The 19321-nt window shown below is 71.3% G+C and carries 20 protein-coding genes and 1 riboswitch; of the genes, 12 read left to right on the top strand and 8 right to left on the bottom strand.

Translation table 11 applies throughout. The annotated features are described in order from the left end of the window. The first annotated feature begins 83 nt into the window (after positions 1–83). Positions 84–437: a hypothetical protein gene (locus VHU88_04245; protein HEX3610876.1), complete on the top strand. Its 354-nt coding sequence runs from the start codon at positions 84–86 to the stop codon at positions 435–437. A gap of 166 nt (positions 438–603) precedes the next feature. Here the strand turns inward: VHU88_04245 and VHU88_04240 are convergent, their stop codons facing one another. The 4 genes from VHU88_04240 to VHU88_04225 all read right to left on the bottom strand — a co-directional run bounded on the left by VHU88_04240 (position 604) and on the right by VHU88_04225 (position 3269). Continuing rightward, positions 604–828 (bottom strand): BldC family transcriptional regulator, encoded by a 225-nt coding sequence (locus VHU88_04240; protein ID HEX3610875.1) that lies wholly within the window; start codon positions 826–828, stop codon positions 604–606. Positions 829–913: 85 nt separating this feature from the next. Next, positions 914–1600, bottom strand: coding sequence for a hypothetical protein (locus tag VHU88_04235; protein ID HEX3610874.1), 687 nt, complete (start codon positions 1598–1600; stop codon positions 914–916). Between the two features lie 168 nt (positions 1601–1768). Continuing rightward, positions 1769–2320 carry an XdhC family protein gene (locus VHU88_04230; protein ID HEX3610873.1) on the bottom strand — a complete coding sequence of 184 codons (552 nt, stop codon included), beginning with the start codon at positions 2318–2320 and terminating at the stop codon, positions 1769–1771. 136 nt (positions 2321–2456) lie between these two features. Then, on the bottom strand, positions 2457–3269 hold the full coding sequence (locus tag VHU88_04225; GenBank protein ID HEX3610872.1) for a GntR family transcriptional regulator: 813 nt from the start codon (positions 3267–3269) through the stop codon (positions 2457–2459). Between the two features lie 135 nt (positions 3270–3404). Here VHU88_04225 and VHU88_04220 point away from each other — a divergent pair, with 135 nt between their 5' ends. Both VHU88_04220 and VHU88_04215 read left to right on the top strand, forming a co-directional pair. After that, a complete protein-coding gene (locus tag VHU88_04220; protein ID HEX3610871.1) occupies positions 3405–3731 on the top strand; it encodes a hypothetical protein in 327 nt (108 codons plus the stop codon). A gap of 54 nt (positions 3732–3785) precedes the next feature. Beyond that, entirely contained in the window at positions 3786–4547 is a 762-nt protein-coding gene (locus VHU88_04215; GenBank protein HEX3610870.1) for a class I SAM-dependent methyltransferase, read from the top strand. 61 nt (positions 4548–4608) lie between these two features. On the opposite strand, the gene VHU88_04210 is transcribed toward VHU88_04215, so the two are convergent. The 3 genes from VHU88_04210 to VHU88_04200 all read right to left on the bottom strand — a co-directional run bounded on the left by VHU88_04210 (position 4609) and on the right by VHU88_04200 (position 6494). After that, positions 4609–5097: a peroxiredoxin gene (locus VHU88_04210; protein HEX3610869.1), complete on the bottom strand. Its 489-nt coding sequence runs from the start codon at positions 5095–5097 to the stop codon at positions 4609–4611. Between the two features lie 69 nt (positions 5098–5166). Further along, complete coding sequence (locus VHU88_04205) at positions 5167–6039, bottom strand: fructosamine kinase family protein (GenBank protein HEX3610868.1); 873 nt, start codon at positions 6037–6039, stop codon at positions 5167–5169. Beyond that, positions 6036–6494: a low molecular weight protein-tyrosine-phosphatase gene (locus VHU88_04200; GenBank protein ID HEX3610867.1), complete on the bottom strand. Its 459-nt coding sequence runs from the start codon at positions 6492–6494 to the stop codon at positions 6036–6038. Before VHU88_04200 ends, VHU88_04205 begins: the two co-directional genes overlap by 4 nt. 64 nt (positions 6495–6558) lie before the next feature. Continuing rightward, positions 6559–6672, top strand: a riboswitch (TPP riboswitch). On the opposite strand from VHU88_04200, the gene thiC reads away from it, so the two are divergent. After that, the gene (gene thiC / locus VHU88_04195; GenBank protein ID HEX3610866.1) at positions 6663–8426 is read left to right on the top strand and encodes a phosphomethylpyrimidine synthase ThiC; all 1764 of its coding nucleotides are present in this window, start codon (positions 6663–6665) and stop codon (positions 8424–8426) included. (Overlaps the previous riboswitch by 10 nt.) 130 nt (positions 8427–8556) lie before the next feature. Here thiC and VHU88_04190 read toward each other — a convergent pair whose 3' ends face one another. Next, on the bottom strand, positions 8557–8961 hold the full coding sequence (locus VHU88_04190; GenBank protein HEX3610865.1) for a phage holin family protein: 405 nt from the start codon (positions 8959–8961) through the stop codon (positions 8557–8559). Positions 8962–9038: 77 nt separating this feature from the next. On the opposite strand from VHU88_04190, the gene hisC reads away from it, so the two are divergent. From hisC to VHU88_04150, 8 genes are all read left to right on the top strand, one after another. Beyond that, entirely contained in the window at positions 9039–10100 is a 1062-nt protein-coding gene (gene hisC, locus VHU88_04185) for a histidinol-phosphate transaminase (protein HEX3610864.1), read from the top strand. Positions 10101–10567: 467 nt separating this feature from the next. After that, positions 10568–12808, top strand: coding sequence for a hypothetical protein (locus VHU88_04180; protein HEX3610863.1), 2241 nt, complete (start codon positions 10568–10570; stop codon positions 12806–12808). Positions 12809–13278: 470 nt separating this feature from the next. Next, complete coding sequence (gene pdhA, locus VHU88_04175; GenBank protein ID HEX3610862.1) at positions 13279–14379, top strand: pyruvate dehydrogenase (acetyl-transferring) E1 component subunit alpha; 1101 nt, start codon at positions 13279–13281, stop codon at positions 14377–14379. Beyond that, a complete protein-coding gene (locus VHU88_04170; protein HEX3610861.1) occupies positions 14376–15365 on the top strand; it encodes an alpha-ketoacid dehydrogenase subunit beta in 990 nt (329 codons plus the stop codon). The genes pdhA and VHU88_04170 overlap by 4 nt, the downstream gene beginning before the upstream one ends. 9 nt (positions 15366–15374) lie before the next feature. Continuing rightward, on the top strand, positions 15375–16850 hold the full coding sequence (locus VHU88_04165) for a dihydrolipoamide acetyltransferase family protein (protein HEX3610860.1): 1476 nt from the start codon (positions 15375–15377) through the stop codon (positions 16848–16850). Positions 16851–16896: 46 nt separating this feature from the next. Further along, positions 16897–17334 (top strand): VOC family protein, encoded by a 438-nt coding sequence (locus VHU88_04160; GenBank protein HEX3610859.1) that lies wholly within the window; start codon positions 16897–16899, stop codon positions 17332–17334. A 173-nt stretch (positions 17335–17507) separates the two neighbouring features. After that, positions 17508–18290: a nitrilase-related carbon-nitrogen hydrolase gene (locus tag VHU88_04155; protein ID HEX3610858.1), complete on the top strand. Its 783-nt coding sequence runs from the start codon at positions 17508–17510 to the stop codon at positions 18288–18290. Beyond that, entirely contained in the window at positions 18287–19309 is a 1023-nt protein-coding gene (locus tag VHU88_04150) for a kelch repeat-containing protein (protein ID HEX3610857.1), read from the top strand. The genes VHU88_04155 and VHU88_04150 overlap by 4 nt, the downstream gene beginning before the upstream one ends. The last annotated feature ends 12 nt before the right edge of the window (positions 19310–19321 follow it).

The raw sequence follows: 19321 nt of genomic DNA, 5'->3' as shown, positions 1-19321 counted from the left end.
TCTTCGAGGGTGACGCGGAATAGCGGGCGCCGGCGAGAGTGGATCTTGCCGGGGGGCACCGCACATCGTCACCTGGAGGATTCGTGCCAAGCATCAAACGGACCGCCGCCGCCGCGTTCGTCGGCGCTGCGATCGTCGCTGTGGGCGCCGTGCCTGCGAGCGCGGCCTCGGTGGAGTCGCAGGCGGCCGTGCCGAGCCTGGCGCCGGCGTGGCATCACCACCACCACGGCTGTTGCCACCCGCACCACGAGGCGTGCTGGGAGTCCTGGCGCTGCGACATGTACGGCGGCTTCGCGCCGTACTGGGGCGGCGGGGACTGCGGCTGCGGGGACTTCGGCTGGCTGGACGACAGTTGGGACCTGGGCTGGGGCTTCGGCGGTTTCGGCGGTTTCGGGGACTTCGGCGGCCACGGTTTCGGCGGTCACCTCTTCCCCTGAGCCGCGGTAACTCGACTCAAGGCGATGGGGCGGGACCAAGTCTGGTCCCGCCCCATCGAAGTCCTGATCCCCCTCGCCACGGCCGTCGGTCGGCGGACCGGGCGGTCGGTTCGGACTGGCACCGACCGCTTTTGACGACCTTGTGACGCAGCGTCAGCGCGCTGTGTCAGCCTGTGCGACCGAACTGCTGCGGAATCGGGCCGGCCACCATCGTGCCCTGCATGAGAGCCATGACCTCGCTCTCCCGGAACCGGCGGTGGCCCCCGAGAGTGCGGATCGAAGTGAGCTTTCCGGCGTTAGCCCAGCGAGTAACGGTCTTCACGTCGACCCGGAAAACCGCAGCCACCTCGGCCGGAGTCATGAGGCGGGTGTCGGTCGAGTCGTTGGTCATCGTCGTCATACCCCTTTGACGACGGACGCATCATTCCGGTTCCCCACAAAAACACCCGGATTCCGGCCAATCAGTGCGTAGATCATCAAGAGCCCGCGGAGGCCTCGGCGGCCCGCGATTCGGGCGAGACCGTCGGACGGGGCAAGCGGGGCGGTTCGACCGGCGCCGGCGCGTCGTCGGACTCCTCCACCGCGGTTTCCTCCACGGAGGTCTCGTCGTCCAGCAGCGCCAACTCGAGCAGCTCGTCGGCGAGTTCGTCGTCCTCGACCTCGGCCAGCAGGCGGGTCAGGTCGACCCGCAGCGAGTCGACGAGCGGCGCGGTCGGGGTCCCGGTCCGGACCAGGAAGTACCCGGACTCCAGCAGCCAGCGGCACAGCTCCTCGGCAAGCTTGTCGTCCTCCACGAACTCGGCGCCGACACAGGCCAGCAACTCGACGACGTGCGGGGCAACCCGGCCACGCGCACTGTGCACCTGGTGTTCCTCGGCGACGGCCACGAGGCCGCCGAAGTGGGCCGCCTCGGCGAACAAGGAGCGGTAGCCGCCCAGGTCGTGGCCGACGATCTCGCGGACCAGGTGGACCACCGTGTCGGCCAGCGCGGCCGCGACGGTGAGCGTGTCCGGCCCGAGCGCGGGGCGCAGTTCCATGGCCATTGCCACCAGATCCACGGCGCTGCGCTGGAAGGCGTGCAGACGGGGTCCGGGCACGCGGGCGGCGCCGAGCGCGGGCGGACGGACCTCGAGGACGGCGGTGCGGGTACTCGGGCTCGGCACTGGATCCCCCAACTGTCGCCGCGGGTGGTGCCAAGCGGCCCGGGCTGCGGCGACGGACGCCCGGGCACGACTCAACCAGTGTTGTGGTTGTCGGCATCGGGGCGGCTCCGATCCACCCGTTCGGCTGAATCGGCACCCCGGGGCCCGGACGAGTCCGGGCGAACCCGGTCAGACAGCGAAGTCGAAACCGCCGGGTCGGCCCGTGCGATCGGCCAGCAGCCCGGCCAGCGTGGACAACGCGACCTCGGCCGGGGACCGCGAGCCGATGTTCAGCCCGATCGGCCGGTGCACCCGGGCGATCTCCTCCGGTGCGACCCCGAGCTCGGTGAGCATCGCGACGTGCGGACCGACTTGCCGCGGGTTACCGACGACCCCGACCCAGCGCGCCGGCGCCGCCAACGCGTCGCGCAGCACGATCCCGAGGTCGTCGCGGTGATGGTCGGTGACCACCACGTCGGTGCCGGTGTCGCCGGCCGCGGCGCCGACCGTGGACAGCACCTGCCCGGCCCAGCTCACGGCCTCGGCGGCCAACGCGGCGTCCGGTTCGACGACGCTGACCCGGTAGTCGCAGGCCGCCGCGAACGTCGCGAGGTGCCGGGAGATCTGCCCGGCGTAGACGAGGATCAGGCTGCGCGTCTGTGGCGAGGCGGTGTCCGGGGCGCCGTGGGCGACCAGGCAGGCGTCGGGGACGGCAGTGCTCGCGGGGGCGTCCGGTGCCATGGCTCCACTCTGCCCCAGCCACCGGACGGCTGCGAGAGGCGGGCCGTCGCCCGATCATCGATGATCGGGCGGGGCTCTCTCATACGCGGGCGGGGGCACTCTCATACGCGGAGCGGGGCTGTCCGGATGCTGCGGGTCAGACTCGGCTGAGGGTCGGCTCCGAGCCGGCGGGCAGTTCGTAGCGCAGCACGTGCACAGACGCGTCGAGGACGGCCTCGCTCAGCTCCACCGGGCGAGCACCGGCCCGGGCCAGCCTCCGGACGACCAGCACCGGCGCCCCGGCCGACAACCCCAGCTGCTCGGCCTCCACCGGGATCGCCGGCCTCGCCCGGACGTCCTCCCGGAAGTTCGTGGGCGAGAGCCCGAGCGCGGCCAGGCAGCCGTAGACGCCGCCCGGGCCGGGGTCGGGCGCGGTGGCGCGCGTCCCCTCGACCAGCGCCCGGGGCAGCCAGGAGACGGTCAGCGCCACCGTCCGGCCCTCCAGCGTGGATCGGCCGGACCGGGCCCAGACCTCCGCGCCCGGCGGTAGCTCCAGGGCCTCGGCCACGGCCTCGGTGGCCCGGTCCAGCCGGACCCCCAGGCCTTCCACCTGCAGTTCTGTGCTCGCGGCCTGCTCATTCCAGGCCGCCTCGCCCCGCAGCCAGGGCATTGTGGCCAGCCAGCCGAGCTCGTCGCGGACGATCGGGCGCAGGTTGCTGACGTAGACCCCGGAGCCGCGCCGGGCGATCGCCAGGCCCTCCCGCTGCAGTTCGGCCAAGGCCTGCCGCACTGTCATCCGGGCGACCTTGTACCGCGCCATCAGGTCGTTCTCACCGGGCAGCGGCCGCCCGGGCTCGTAGTCGCCCCGCCGGATGCCGCCGCGCAGGTCGTCGGCGATCCGGCGGTACTTGAGCGGCTTACGACCGCTCGTGCCGGTTCCGTCGGGCCGGTTCGAGTCCGCCTCGTGCACGGCAGAAAGGGTACGAGCGGGGAGATTCCAGGCAAAGTGGGCACCGAAGTACCTGAACGCCCCTTGACACTCGCATGGGTTGTTTTTCTAATCCCTCTAGAGAAGCAGTGCACTGCCGGACATTGGGGAGAGTTCGTGAGACGGGCCGGTCGAGTCGAGAACGCGAGTGGCGGGCTGCCGCCGGCGGCGTTCCGCCCGGCGGACCGACCCACGATCGCCCGGCAGGCCGGGCCCAGCGAGGCGCCCGACGAGATCGACCTGTGGTCGATGCCGGCCCTCCCGGAGATCGACTGCGACGACGAGAATTGCCGGCCCTGCCGACGCCGGGAGGAGCCGGGCCTGCGCTGGTGGACGGTGGTGATGCGCCCGTTCAGCCCGGTCGACGTGGCCCTGGCGCTGTCGGTGGTGGTCCTGCTCGTCGCGATGGTGGTCGTCGCTATCGCGCTCACCAGCCACGTCTGAGCCGCACGGTCGGCCCCGGATCGGGCTCTCGCTCCGTTCCGGCAGGATGGTCACGTGTTCCGGACGAGCGTCGGCCGACGCGGCAACTACGGGGTCGAGACCCCGGTCGTACCAGCGGTGCAGGCCGCGTTGGCGCTCGTACTGCTCAACATGGGCTACCAACGGGTCGGCTCGAAGCACGACCCCCAGGGTTGGTGGTTGATCGGCTCCGGCGGGATCCTGCTGATCATCGCGCTGGGCTACCTGCACGCCGCGCGGCGCGGGAAGTTCCTGGTGTGGTCGAAGCTCCTGGGCGAGCTCAACCTGACCGGGGCCGAGCAGGTGCTGGACCTGGGCTGCGGGCGCGGGGCGGTAACCACCCTGGTGGCTGCCCGGCTGACCACGGGCAAGGTTCTCGGGATCGACGCGTGGCGCTCGCGCAGCCTTCTGACCAGCAACAAAGGCGGCTCGGAGGACCAGATCGCCCGACGCAACGCCGACGCGGAGGGCGTGTCCGACCGCGTCGAGTTCCGGCAGGGCGACATCACCGACCTGCGGATGCCCGGCAACCAGTACGACTTGGTGGTCTCCGGGCTGGGGATCAGCGCGATACCCAACGCCGAGGGGCGGCGGGCCGCCGTCGAGGAGGCGGTCCGGGTCACTCGTCCGGGCGGGCGGGTGCTGATCGCCGACATCCGGCACACCAAGGACTACGCGGCCAAGCTGGCCACGCTCGGTTGCGAGCAGATCGAGAGCCGGTCGCTGGGCTGGGAGGCCTGGTACGGCGGGCCCTGGCTGTCGACGATTCTCGTCTCGGCCCGTAAGGCAAAAGCCTGACCGGTTGACGCCGAACGGGGTGCCGCCCGCAGTGGGCGACACCCCGTCGAGGGTCGGGGGTTCAGAGCTGGGCGAGCACGTTCTCGCAGGCCGAGACCGAGATGGAGGACGGGCTGTCCTCGATGTCGAGCTTGGAGATCACGCCGTCTTCGATGACCGCGGCGTAGCGCAGGGAGCGCTTGCCCAGACCGAAGCCGGAGCCGTCGAAGGACAGGCCCATGGCGTCGGCGAAGGTGCCGTTGCCGTCGGCGAGCATCGTGATCTTGCCCTTGGCACCCTGCGACTCGGCCCACGCGTCCATGACCCACGCGTCGTTGATCGCCACGCACACGACCTTGTCGACGCCCTTGCCGGCCAGCTGATCCGCGCCCTTCACGAAGCTGGGCAGGTGAGCCTTGCTGCAGCCCGGGGTGAACGCACCCGGGACGCCGAACAGCACGACCTTGCCGGAGCCGAGGACGTCGCCGGTGCTCACCGACTCCGGAGCACCGCTCTCGCCGAGGACCTTGACCTCGACGTCGGGGATCTTGTCGCCAACCGCAATCGTCATGCCGCTCTCCTGATAGCTCGTGGACACCTCACCTGCGGCCGACCCTAACCGCCGGCGCCGAATGCTGCCTCAGCGGCCGCCCAGGGCCGTGCGGGCCAGCGATCCGGCCTGCTGGCCGTAGCCACCGCCGAACAGGGCCGCGTGCACCAGGACCGGATGCAGTTGGTGGAGCGCGACCCGGGAGCGCCAGCCCTCCGCGAGCGGGAACGCGGCGTCGTAGGCGGCCACGATGCGCTCCAGATGCGGTGCCCCGAACAGCGCGAGCATCGCCAGGTCGGTCTCGCGGTGGCCGCCCTGGACCGCCGGGTCGATCAGGTACGCCGGCCCGGCGGCCGACCAGTGCACGTTGCCTGACCACAGGTCGCCGTGCAGCAGGGCGGGCGACTCGACGGGGCCGGCCAGGACATCCAGCAGCCCCGTCACCCGTTTCACAAAGGCCGCGTCCCGCACCTCGATCCGGCCGAGGTCGAACGCGGCCTTCAGCGCGGGCCCGATCCGTTGCTCGGCGTACAGCTCCGGCCACGAGTCGACCGGCCGGTTGGGCATCCGAAGCGAACCGATATGGCCGCTGCCGCTGCCGCTGCCGTCCCCGTCGCCGCCGAAGTGTGGGGGGTGGCATGCATGGGTGACCGCCAGGGCGGCGCCGAACGCCTCGGCCGCCTCCGGGGTGGGCCTGCCGGGCTCGATCCACTCCAGCACCAGTGCGTCGTCGGTCACCGCCAGCACCTGAGGAACCGGTGCCCCGCCGGCCGCGCCGAGCTTCTCGAGCCCCGCGGCCTCGGTGTGGAAGAAGTCGGGCGGGGCGCCCGGACGGGTCTTGAGGAATGCCGTGCGGCCGTCGTCCAGCCGCAGGCGGTGGGCCTGGCAGATGTCGCCCCCGCTCACCGCGTTCGCTGCCGTCACCGCGGCGCCGAGGATGTCGGCCAGCCCGTCGGGGATCATGCCGGCGACACCGTGCGGCGCAGTTCGGCGACCAGAGTGTCGGCGGCCCGCTCGACCTGGTCGAGAACTCCCTCGAAGTCCGACCGGTCGCCGTAGTACGGGTCGGGTACCTCGGCCGGGTCGTCGAACAGCCGGATCGTCGCCGCCGAGCCGGGCGGGGCGAGCCGCCGCAGATCGAGGAGGTTGGCGGCGTCCATGGCCAGCACCAGGTCGACGTCGGGGAAGTCGCCCGAACGGAACTGCCGGGCCCGATGCTCGTCGGGGTAGCCGCGGGACACCAGCGCGGCGCGGGCGCGCCGGTCGGCGCCCGACCCGACGTGCCAGTCGCCGGTGCCGGCCGAGATGATCTCGACGTCGACCAACCTGGCCGCGGCAACCTTGCTGCGCAGGACCGCCGCCGCCATCGGGGAGCGGCAGATGTTGCCCAGGCACACGACCGCGATTCGGTACGTCACCCGCCAATGATCCACGGCCGCCGGCGGGCTCGACCGGTGGGCCGGCGCATGGCGGGTAGTGTCGGAGGCACATCGCGGGAGCTCGGGTCGGACCGGGCTGAGAGGGCGGCTGCCGACGCCGCCGACCGCCTGAACCTGACCGGGTAATTCCGGCGTAGGGAGCTGATGGTGACCGCCCTTTCCGAACGTGTCGAGCAGACCGCCGCTTTCCGCAAGACCTATCTGGTGGGTTCGCGCGAGGACCTGCGGGTGCCGATGCGTGAGGTCGCGCTTACCAATGGCGACCGGGTGGTGCTCTACGACACCTCGGGCCCCTACACCGATCCGGGGGTCGACACCGACATCGAGCGTGGCCTCGAGCCGTTCCGCGAGCGCTGGATCGCCGAGCGCGGGGATACGCAGGCCTACCAGGGCCGGGTCCCCCAGCCCGTCGATGACGGCTATGCGGACGCGGCCCGCCGCGATCGTGGGCTGGCCGGGCTCGACGCCGTCTTCAGCGGCGGACGCGAGCCCCGTCGGGCGCTGCCCCGCGGGACCGCCGTGACGCAGCTTGCCTATGCCCGGCGCGGGCTGATCACCGCGGAGATGGAGTTCGTCGCCCTGCGCGAGGGCGTCGAGGCCGAGTTCGTGCGCGAGGAGATCGCCCGCGGCCGGGCGATCCTGCCGGTCAACATCAACCACCCGGAGAGCGAGCCGATGATCATCGGCCGTAACTTCCTGGTCAAGATCAACGCCAACATCGGCAACTCCGCGGTGGCCTCCACGATCGCGGAGGAGGTCGAGAAGATGACCTGGGCGACCCGCTGGGGCGCCGACACGGTCATGGACCTCTCCACCGGGCGGAACATCCACACCACCCGGGAGTGGATCATCCGCAACTCCCCGGTCCCGATCGGCACCGTGCCGATCTACCAGGCCCTGGAGAAGGTCGACGGCAAGGCCGCCGAACTGTCCTGGGAGATCTACCGGGACACCCTGATCGAGCAGTGCGAGCAGGGTGTGGACTACTTCACCGTGCACGCCGGCGTGCGCCTGGCCTACGTCCCGCTGACCGCCAAGCGCAAGACCGGGATCGTCTCCCGCGGCGGATCGATCATGGCCGCGTGGTGCCTGGCGCACCACCAGGAATCGTTCCTGTACACCCACTTCGCCGAGATCTGCGAGATCCTCAAGCAGTACGACGTCTCGTTCTCCTTGGGCGACGGCCTGCGCCCGGGCTGCACCCACGACGCCAACGACGAGGCACAGTTCGCCGAGCTGCGCACGCTCGGGGAGCTCACCAAGATCGCCTGGGAGCACGACGTCCAGGTGATGATCGAGGGCCCCGGCCACGTAGCGATGAACAAGGTCAAGGAGAACATGGACCTCCAGTTGGAGGTCTGCCACGAGGCGCCGTTCTACACCCTCGGCCCGCTGGTCACCGACATCGCGCCGGGCTACGACCACATCACCTCCGCGATCGGCGCGGCGATGATCGGCTGGTTCGGCACCGCGATGCTGTGCTACGTCACCCCCAAGGAGCATCTGGGCCTGCCCGACCGCGACGATGTCAAGACCGGTGTGATCACCTACAAGATCGCCGCGCACGCCGCGGACCTGGCCAAGGGCCACCCGGGTGCGAGCGCGTGGGACGACGCACTGTCCGAGGCCCGGTTCGACTTCCGCTGGCAGGACCAGTTCAACCTCGCCCTGGACCCGGATACCGCTCGGTCCTTCCACGACCAGACCTTGCCTGCCCAGGCCGCCAAGACCGCGCACTTCTGCTCGATGTGCGGCCCGCACTTCTGCTCCATGAAGATCACCCAGGACGTCCGCAAGTTCGCCGCGGAGCAGGGAATCGCGGAGTCTGACGCAGTGTCAGCAGGCATGGCCGCCAAGGCCGCGGAGTTCCGCGCGAACGGCGACCGGGTCTACCTGCCGCTCGCCGACTGACCGACGTCCACCCGCCCTCCCGACAGGAACCAACTTCTGCTGCCTGTCCCACCTATGGGGACGCGGGAATAGGTGGGACAGGCAGCAGAAGTGCGGGATGGGGGGCGCGCCGGGGCGATCTCGGGGTTGGTCAGCGGCTTTCGAGGTCGTCCGGCAGCAGGACGTTGATCAGCCACGAGACGAAGCTGACGACCAGGCCGCCGACCAACGCCGGTTTGAAGCCGTCCACATGGAACGGCACGTTCAGGGCGTCGCAGATGCCGCTGGTGATCAGCAGCATCAGGGCGTTGATCACGAAGATGATCAGGCCCAGCGTGAGGATGAACAACGGCAGCGAGAACAGCTTCACGATGGGCTTCACAATCGTGTTCACCACCGCGAAGATCGCGGCGACCACGATGATGACGGTGACCCGTTGGCCGAACGTGCCGTTGCCGGCGTGCGGGCCCTTGTCCAGGGCGATGCCGTGCACGGCGCCGGCGGCGACCCACAGGGCGGCGCCGTTGACGGCGAGTCTGATCAGCACACTTCGCATGCGCGAATCGTGCCATGCGGCGGCCGCGGGCCGGTGCAGCCGAGCCTCCTAGTGTTGGCGCAGCGAGGGAGACATCAATGGTGGACGGACCCCGACTGCGCCCGGCGATCACCGGCATCCCCGGCTACGTGCCCGGCCGGATGCCCGCGGGCGGTGCGGCCTTCAAGTTGTCGTCGAACGAGAACCCGTACCCGCCGCTGCCGGCCGTGCTCGAGGTCGTGGCCAACGCCGCGACGAGTGCCAACCGGTACCCGGACATAACAGCCGGTGCGCTGGTCGAGGCGTTGACGAAGCGGTTGGACGTGCCGGCCGAGCATCTGGCCTTCGGTACCGGCTCGGTCGGGGTTGCCCAGCAGTTGTTGCAGGCGACCGCGGCGGCCGGCGACGAGGTCCTCTACGCGTGGCGGTCGTTCGAGGCCTATCCGATCCTCGTGCAGATCTCCGGAGCCGACTCGGTCCGCGTGCCGGTGACCGCCGACGGTCGCCATGACCTGTCCGCGATGGCCGCCGCGATCACCGACCGGACCCGGCTGGTCTTCCTGTGCAGCCCGAACAACCCGACCGGTCCGGCGATCCGGCGCGGTGAGCTGGAGGAGTTCCTCGACGCGGTGCCGACCGACGTGCTTGTGGTGCTCGACGAGGCCTACCGCGAGTTCGTCACCGATCCGGAGGTGCCGGACGGCGTCGACGTCTACCGCATCCACGGCAACGTCGCGGTGCTGCGCACGTTCTCCAAGGCCTACGGGCTGGCCGGCCTGCGGGTCGGGTACGTGGTCGCCAATGCCCCGGTCGCTGCCGCGGCCCGGGCATGCGCGGTGCCGTTCGGGGTCTCCACGCCGGCCCAGGTCGCCGCGGTCGCCTCGTTGGCGGCCGAGGAGGAATTGCAGGCCCGGGTCCGTGATCTCGTCGCGGAAAGAACCCGGGTGTCGACCCGATTGCGGGCGCAGGGTTGGGACATTCCCGACGCACAGGGCAATTTCGTCTGGCTGGCACTCGGTGACCGTACGGCGGAATTCGCCGCGGCCTGCGAACAGGCCGGGGTGATGGTGCGGCCGTTCGGCACCGAAGGGGTCCGGGTCACGGTCGCCACCCCGGATGTGGACGACCGGTTCTTGGCCGTGGCCGCCCGGTTCGCCTGACGGTCATGCCGCCCAACGGGTGATTTTGACCGACCGATCACCTTGCCCTGAAAGGGTTTTGACGCCCGCAGGCAAGCCCTGCCGACCGGCGCCCGCGGCCGGTAGGTAACGGACAGGGCCGGACGAGTCGGGCCGGCGGATCCCGATATGTCCGAAGTTGTCGCCGGAGTCCGGACAGGCGGGCGAATGCGGATGAATTCGCCCAGAACGGCGCGCCGAGCGACGGGTCCGACCGGACGGCGGGCCGCAATCCAGGTATGGCGGGAGGACCGGGCGGCTGTTAGACCAATCGCTGTCGGCGGTGTGAAACAGCGGAGGAGCCGCCGGCTCTGGAAACGCTTTTTTGGGGGGCACTAATGCGTCTCGGTTCGAGTTCGGGACAACGCGGCCGTCATGCCGCTCCGTCGCGTGTGGCGCCGGGGATCCGGCGCGCCACCTTGGCTTCGGCGGCAGGAGTCGGCGTCGTCGTGCTCCAGGCTGCGGGTGTCGGCACCGCACAAGCTGCCGAGCGCGCGGTGGGATCGGCGACCAACGGCATCCAGGGCGCGGGCGAGACGTCGCACCCGTCGCTGAGCAAGCTGGTTCCGCGGCGCAGCGCGGGGTCGCGGCCGACTGCCCACCAGGTGCGTCACCACCTGACGACCGAGGCGGCCCAAGAGCTTCCCGACCCCAGCTGGGCACACCTGGCCGCGTCGATGGACGACCCGTCCCCGGCACAGCCCGCAGCGCCCGCTCCGGCTGCGGACAGCACCGCGCAGTCGGACCCCGCCGCTGCTCCGGCGCAGCAGGCTGAGCCCGCGAAGGCGACCCCGTCGCAGGCGGCCCCGTCCCAGGCGGCCCCGTCCCAGGCGACCCCGTCGCAGGCGGCCCCGGCTGCGGAGGCCGCCCCGGCGAACGAGGCGGCGCCGGCCCCGAAGTCGGAGCCACAGGTCGCCCCGGCCGCGTCGACCGCCCCGGCCACGTCGACCGCCCCGGCCACGTCGACCGCCCCGGCCGCTTCCACCGCCCCGGCCACCGACGGATCGTCGGCTGTAGCCACGCGCCCCGCGGCGGTCCGCCGGGCCGCGAACAAGCGCGCCGCGGCTGAACCCGGCTCCAGCGGGGATGCCGGCGTCCTGGAACTCGGCAACGGCGCCGACCCGAGCAACGACGGCGCGGGCCGCCTGGTCTGGGTCGGCCACGAGAGCCACGACACCGTCGCCAAGCACGCGCGGCGCAGCGGACGGCACGCCGCCCGCGACCGGCGCCGGGGCGGGTTGCTCGCCACCGGCACTGCCCACGGCGTCCCGGCAACCGGCGCGGACCCCGTCCGGACCGAATCGCTGCTTGGCGGCACGACTGCGCCCGCCCACAGCACGCCGGCCGATGTCCCGCCCGCCGCCCCGAAGCAGCAGCCGACGGCCCCGGCCCCGGTCGCTGCCCCGGCCGCCCCGGCACCGGACCACACCGCCGGCAAGCCCGCCGCCGTCCCGGCCAAGCCGGCGGTCGACGCCGGGCGGAGCAACTCCACCGGGCGTCACGATCGGTCGGGCTCCCCGTCCTCCGACGACGACAACGCCGCACTGCTCGCGGTGCTCAACCCGTCGAAGGACCGACGTCGGCAGGTTGTCGACGTCGCCAAGCCCGTCCTGCAGCTGATCGACGCCGACGACGAGGGCCTGGTTTCCGGCGAGCCGGTCGAGGACCACAACGTCCCTGGCCTGCTCGTCCAGCACGCCGGGGACAACGTCGCGAAGCAGGTTGACAACCACGACAAGGCGCAGCCGCCGGCGAGCGTGTCCCACGACGGCACGGGTTCGCAGCCGGCGTCCGCGCAGCCCCGGCAGGGACGCAAGCCGACCCTGCTCGACGTGGTCAACGGCGGCGGGCAGCACCCGGACCTCAACGGTCTCATCGAGGCCTTGCACGGACCGGAGAGCACCGGCCACCAGTCCGACGGCACCAAGGCTGCTCCGGCGCAGAAGTCCGGCGAGACCAGGCCCGCTCCGGCCCACAAGTCCGGTGGCCTCGTCAACGGTCTGATCGAGGCGTTGCAGGCCCCCGGCAGCACCGACCACAAGTCCGACGACGCCAAGCCGGCTCCGGCGCAAAGCAAGTCCGAGGACGCGAAGGCTGCTCCGGCCCAGAGCAAGCCCGACGACGCCAAGTCTGCCCCGGCCCAGAGCAAGCCCAGTGGGCACAAGCCGAGCCTGCTCGACCTGGTCAACAGCGCCGGCCAGGACGGCGTCGGACTGGTCGACAAGATCGGCCGCGGCGTCCTGCAGGGGGACCAGGCGAACCCGGGTCGCGACCTGCCGAAGCGCCACGGCGGACTCGGCGATCTCCTGCCGCTGCCCGCCGAGCACCCCGCGCCCAAGGACCAGCCGGCGGCTCACGAAGAGCACCCGGCGCACCAGGGCCAGGGGCGTCACCGCGGCTCGGCGGACGGCGGCTGGGGTGAGCGCGACGACCGGGACGGTACCCACGGGCTGGTCCCGGCGGTCCTCGACCTGGTCCACCGCGCCGACCGGGTGCTCGACGGCATCGAGCCGGCCCCCGTCGCCCGGGTCCCCCGGCAGCACACCGTCGCGCCGGGCCACCCGATCATCGAGGCCGCGCCCGAGGAGCTGCCCGAGACCGGTGCGACGCCGGTCGACGGCGCGGAGGCGGCGCTGGGCCTCGGCCTGGTCCTGGCCGGTGCCGCGCTGCGGCGCTTCGCGCAGGACTGACGCCCGCTCAGAAACCCTCAGGCCCGGCCTTGTGCCGGGCCTGAGTGCTGTCGGGAGTGGGTCCGCGCTCCGATCATCGATGATCGTAGGGGCCACTCTCATACGCGGGATGGTCAGACTCATACGCGGGATGTCGGATCCGGGGGCTTCGGGGGCCGGTGCTGACGCCTGGCGTATGAGAGTGCTCCTCACGCTCATCGATGAGCGGGCCGGCCGTCGCGTCGTCAGACGGCGTGCATCGGCCGATGGGCCGATCTTGGGTCGGCGGTTCGGCCGATGCGGCGCCCGGCATGTCCGGCCATGCTGTGATCGGGGCCTTGTCATCCCGGCGGGGAACCGCTGACATCGCACCGCATGTCGGCGCTCCGCTCGATACCGTGGAAGTGATCAAGCCTCACCGGCGACCGCGACCGCACGGCCGTCGCGCGACCAGCGGCGGCGACCCCGCCAGCGTCAGACGAGGAGTCTCGATGTCCGACTTCGGCGAGGACCCTGCGCTCGTCCAACTGCTGACGCCTGAGGGCGAGTTGGTCGAGCACCCGGACTTCCGGGTGGAGTTCTCCGACGAGCAGCTGCGCTCCATGTACCGCGACCTGGTGCTCGTGCGGCGCATCGACGCCGAGGCCACCGCGCTGCAGCGTCAGGGCGAGCTGGGCATCTGGGCCTCGCTGCTCGGCCAGGAGGCGGCCCAGGTCGGTTCGGGTCGCGCGCTGGGCGCGAAGGACCACGTCTTCCCGACCTACCGCGAGCACGGGGTTGCCTGGTGCCGCGACGTCGACCCGCTGCGCCTGCTCGGCCTGTTCCGCGGCGTGAACACCGGCGGCTGGGACCCCGAGGCGCACAAGTTCCACCTGTACACGATCGTCATCGGCGCGCAGACCCTGCACGCGGTCGGCTACGCGATGGGCATCCAGCGCGACGGCCTGGTCGGCGAGGGCAACGCGGAGGCGGTCATCGCCTACTTCGGCGATGGCGCCACCAGCCAGGGCGACGTGAACGAGGCGTTCATCTGGGCCAGCAGCTTCCAGGCCCCGGTCGTGTTCTTCTGCCAGAACAACCAGTGGGCCATCTCGATCCCGACGGACAAGCAGTCCCGCGTCCCGCTCTATCAGCGTGCCCGCGGCTTCGGCTTCCCCGGCATCCGAGTCGACGGCAACGACGTGCTGGCCGTGCATGCGGTCACCAAGGCCGCGCTGGACCGCGCCCGCGAGGGCAGCGGCCCGACGTTCATCGAGGCGTTCACCTACCGCATGGGCGCGCACACCACCTCCGACGACCCGACGCGCTACCGCATCGCGGCCGAGGTCGAGTCGTGGAAGCTGAAGGACCCGATCGAGCGGCTGCGCTCTTTCCTGGTTCGCCAGGGCAAGGCCGACCAGGCCTTCTTCGATGCGATCGCCGAGGAGTCCGACCAGCTGGCCAAGCATGTGCGCACCGGCTGCCTGGAGATGGCCGACCCCGAGCCGCTGTCCATGTTCGACAACGTCTACGGCGAGCCGCACGCACCGTTGGCCAAGCAGCGCGACGAGTTCGCCGCCTACCTCGCCTCCTTCGAAGGTGGTCACGAGTGAACACTTCCCAGACCACCACCCTGGCCAAAGGCATCAACATGGGCCTGCGGGCCGCCATGGAACGAGACACGAAGGTCGTGCTGCTCGGTGAGGACATCGGCAAGCTCGGCGGCGTCTTCCGGGTCACCGACGGCCTGCAGAAGGACTTCGGTGAGGCGCGGGTCGTCGATACTCCGCTGGCCGAGTCCGGCATCCTCGGCACCGCGATCGGTCTGGCCCTGCGCGGTTACCGCCCGGTCTGCGAGATCCAGTTCGACGGCTTCGTGTTCCCGGCCTTCAACCAGATCGTCTGCCAGCTCGCCAAGATGCGGGTGCGAGCGGCCGGCCAGGTGAAGATGCCGGTCGTGGTGCGTATCCCGTTCGGCGGCGGCATCGGCGCGGTGGAGCACCACTCGGAGTCCCCGGAGGCTTACTTCGCGCACACCGCGGGTCTGCGCGTGGTCGCCTGCTCCAACCCGGTCGACGCGTACTGGATGATCCAGCAGGCCATCGCCTCCGACGACCCGATCATCTTCTTCGAGCCCAAGCGCCGCTACTGGGAGAAGGCCGAACTCGACATCGAGGCCGGCCCACCCGCCGAGCCGCTGCACACTGCACGGGTGGTCCGTGAGGGCACCGACCTGACGCTGGCCGCCTACGGCCCGATGGTGAAGGTCTGCCTGGACTCCGCCGTCGCCGCGGAGGAGGACGGCCGCTCGCTGGAGGTCCTCGACCTGCGCTCGATCTCCCCGCTGGACACCGACACGCTGTTCAACTCGGTGCGCCGCACCGGCCGGTTGGTCGTCGTGCACGAGGCGCCGGTGAACTGCAGCGTGGGCGCGGAAATCGCCGCCGCGGTGCAGGAGAACTGCTTCCACTCGTTGGAGGCGCCGACGCTGCGGGTCGGTGGTTTCGACACCCCGTACCCGCCGTCGCGGATCGAGGAGGACTACCTTCCCGACCTGGACCGGGTGCTCGACGCCGTCGACCGTTCGCTCGCCTACTAGGAGGCCGGCGTGGCTCGCAAGCAGTTCAAGCTGCCCGACGTCGGTGAGGGTCTGACCGACGGCGAAATCCTGCGTTGGTACGTCCAACCCGGTGATCGAGTGACGGTCAATCAGACGATCGTGGAGATCGAGACCGCCAAGGCTGCCGTCGAGTTGCCCTGCCCCTACGAGGGCGAGGTAGTCGAGTTGCTGGCCGAGGTCGGTCAGGTCATCGACGTCGGCGCGCCGATCATCACCATCGAGACCGAGCCGGGTTCGGTGTCGGTCGCACCGGCACCCGCAGCGCCCGCTGCGGCGATCCCGGCGCCGGCCGCTGAGACCGTGGCGGCCGGGCTGATCGGCGGCGAGGCGCCCGGTGGGCGCACCGCGGTGCTGGTCGGCTACGGCCCGCGCACCACCACCGCCAAGCGTCGTCCGCGACGTGGCGAGCACGGCGGCGCGCACACGCACACCCCGGCCGCGATCGCCGAGGAAGTGCCCGCCGGGCCCATGGGTACCGAGAACTTCCAGCCGGTGCGCCACGGTGGGTTGGAGGTCGGCCGGCTGACCGAGGCTCGCGAGGCCCCCTACGCCGGCGAGTCGGTGCCCGCGCGCACCATCCCGCTGGAGGAGCAGGGCTCGCGCGTCGTCGTGCTGGCCAAGCCTCCGGTGCGCAAGATGGCCCGCGACCTGGGCGTGGACCTGCGTCAGGTCTCCCCGTCCGGCCCCGGCGGCACGATCACCCGCGACGATGTGGCCGCCGCGGCGACCGTCGCCGACGCACCGGCCCCCGCGGCTGTGGCCCATGGCCGCGAGGAGCGGGTGCCGATCAAGGGTGTGCGTCGGATGACCGCGCAGGCGATGGTCCACAGCGCGTTCACCGCACCGCACGTCACCGAGTTCCTGACCATCGACGCCACCGGCACCGTCGAGTTCGTGGCTCGGTTGAAGCAGCACCCGGCGATGGCCGGCCGGAAGGTCTCCCCGCTGCTGATCCTGGCCAAGGCGATGTGCCTGGCGGTCAGGCGCACCCCGGAGATCAACTCGACCTTCGACGACGCGGCCGGTGAGATCGTGCTCAAGCATTACGTGAACCTCGGTGTCGCCGCGGCGACCCCGCGCGGCCTGCTGGTGCCCAACGTCAAGGACGCCGAGGCGATGTCGCTGCCGCAGTTGGCCGCGGCGCTCGGCGAGCTGACCGCGACCGCCCGGGAGGGCCGGACCCAACCGGCCGACATGGCCGGCGGGACGATAACGATCACCAACGTCGGGGTGTTCGGCGTCGACGCGGGTACCCCGATCATCAACCCGGGTGAGTCCGCGATCCTGGCCTTCGGCGCGATCCGGCCGCAGCCCTGGGTGGTCGACGGCGAAGTGACGGTGCGTCAGGTCACCACGCTGTCGTTGTCCTTCGACCATCGGGTGGTCGACGGTCAGGCCGGGTCCCGGTTCCTGGTCGACGTCGGCTCGGTGCTCACCGACCCGGCTACCGCGCTGCTGTTCTGAGCGGTGAGGATGGGGGTCAGGCAACCCCGACCGCAAGGGACCGGCGATGGCACTGACCCTGGGCACCCCGCACCACATGCGCCTGACCGTCAACGACGTCGAGCGGTCGAAGAAGTTCTATACCGAACTGCTGGGTCTGCAGGTCGCCGCCGACGGCCCGCCGCCGGAGGGTCACGAGCACCACGAGGAACTCCTCGACGGTCTGCAGGGCGGGGTCGTGCTGACCAACGGGACGATGCTGATCGGCCTGCGCCCGGTCGACGCGGCCCACGCCGGCGACCGCTTCGACCCGTTCCGCGTCGGGCTGGACCACGTCAGCTTCGCGCTGGATTCCCGCGCCGAGCTGGACGGGATGGTCGGCGAGCTGGACTCCTCGGGTATCGAGCACGGCCCGGTCCGCGTCCTGGAGAGCTTCGGCCTGGCGTTCCTGGCCTTCTTCGACCCGGACGGCATCGCGCTGGAGTTCACCTCCCCCATCGCTTGACGACGTCGGGACGGCTTGACGTCGGGACGGCTTGACGTCGTCGACCTTTGTCCCTGCCTGTCGGCAGTAATAACCGTCGACAGGCAGGGACAAGCGCCGACAAGCTGCCGTAAAGGTCGACGACGTCAAACCCGGCGGCCCGCCTCCGGGTGTGGAACGCCAGACTTGGGCCCATGCGGATCTGCCTGGCCCAACTCGACGTCTCGCTGACCGAGCCGATGGCCGAGCGCATCGGGCGGGCGGCGGCGGCGGTGCGTCGCTGCGCCGGCGCGGATCTGGTGGTGCTGCCCGAGCTGTGGGCGCACGGTGCCTGGGTGCCCGACCGGTGGGACCTGACCGCCGAGGGTCTCGACGGGCCGGTGGTCGGCGCGATGTGCGCGGCCGCGCAGGCCGCGGGGGTGCATCTGCACGCCGGCTCGATCGTCGAGCGCGACGGCGACAACCTCTACAACACCGCGGTGCTCATCGACCCGGACGGCGTCCCGGTCCAGAAGTACCGCAAGATCCACCGGTTCGGCTTCGACACCGGAGAAGCCGTCACGGTCGCCCCCGGAACCGAGTTGGTGCTGTGGAAGTTGCCGCAGGCCACGGTCGGCATCGCCACCTGTTACGACCTGCGCTTCCCGGAGATGTTCCGGGCGCTGCTCGACGCCGGGGCGCAGATGTTCGTGGTCAGCGCCTCGTGGCCGGCCCGACGGTCCGAGCACTGGCGGCTGCTCGCCCGGGCGCGGGCGGTGGAGAACCTGGCGTTCGTCGCGGCCGTCGGCGCCTGCGGCACACAGGTCGGTATCGAACAGGCGGGCGGGTCGTTGGTGGTGGATCCTTGGGGTGAGGTCCTCGCGCAGGCGGGGACCACCGAGACCGTGCTGGACGTCGAGATCGACCCGGCGCGGGTCGACGTGGTGCGGGCCGAGTTCCCGGTCCTGCGCGACCGACGACTGGGAGACGCAAAGTGACGGTGCGTCAGAACCTCAGCGTGCTGGGCGTCGCCGTGCTGCTGTCGGCCTGCGGGTCGGGCGGGTCGGTGTCCGCCCTGCCGACGGTCAGCGTGTCCCCGGCCTCGCCGCTGTCGAAGCCGTTGGACTCCGTCTGGCCGGGCGCGGAAGCCGCGTTGGCTTCCTATGTCTGGAGCGACGGGCCGAAACTGCCGTTGGCGGTCAGCGAGATCGGGGTCGCGGCGCTCGGCGAGCAGATCCACGTGCTCGGCGGCTACATCCAGGGCAAGCCGCACCACGCCGTGCACGTCATGTTCGACGTGTCCACCGGCAAGTGGTCGACGTTGGCCGACCTGCCCGACCAGCTCGATCACGTCGGCACCACCACGGTCGGCGGAATGCTTTACGCGATGGGCGGATACAACCCGAAGGGCGTCACCGACGCGGTGTACCGCTTCGACCCCGGCACCGGGCGATGGACGACGCTGGCGCCGATGCCGACCCCGCGGGCGGCCGCCGTGGCGGTCGTCCTCGACGGCAAGATCCACCTGATCGGTGGGCGCGATTCCCATGGCGACATCAATCGCCACGACGTCTTCGACCCGGCCACCGACACCTGGACCACTGCGGCACCGATCCCCCGGCCCACCGACCACACCGCCTACGCCGTCGTCGACGGCAAGATCCACGTGGCCGGCGGGCGGCCCGGGGAGAACACCGAGCACGACGTCTACGACCCGTCGACCGACAAGTGGTCGACTGCCGCCCCCCTGCCCGCGCCGCGGAACTCCTTCGCCGGCGCGGACTTCGGCGGCAGGTTCGTTGTCCTGGGCGGGGAGAACTCGACCGAGACCAAGGTCTTCGGCGACGTCTGGGCCTGGGACCCGGCCACCAACGCCTGGAGCCCGCTGCCGAAGCTGCTGCAGGCCGTCCAGGGCATCGGCGCCGCAGTGGTCGACGGCAAGCTCTACGTCCCGGCCGGCGGCCCGGTCGGCGGCGCCTCGCTGGAGACCGACCGGCTCCAGATCCTCGGCCCCTGACCTACGAAGATG

The organism is Sporichthyaceae bacterium (assembly GCA_036269075.1).
Lineage (GTDB): Bacteria > Actinomycetota > Actinomycetes > Sporichthyales > Sporichthyaceae > DASQPJ01.
This window is presented reverse-complemented; position numbering and strand designations above follow the sequence as displayed.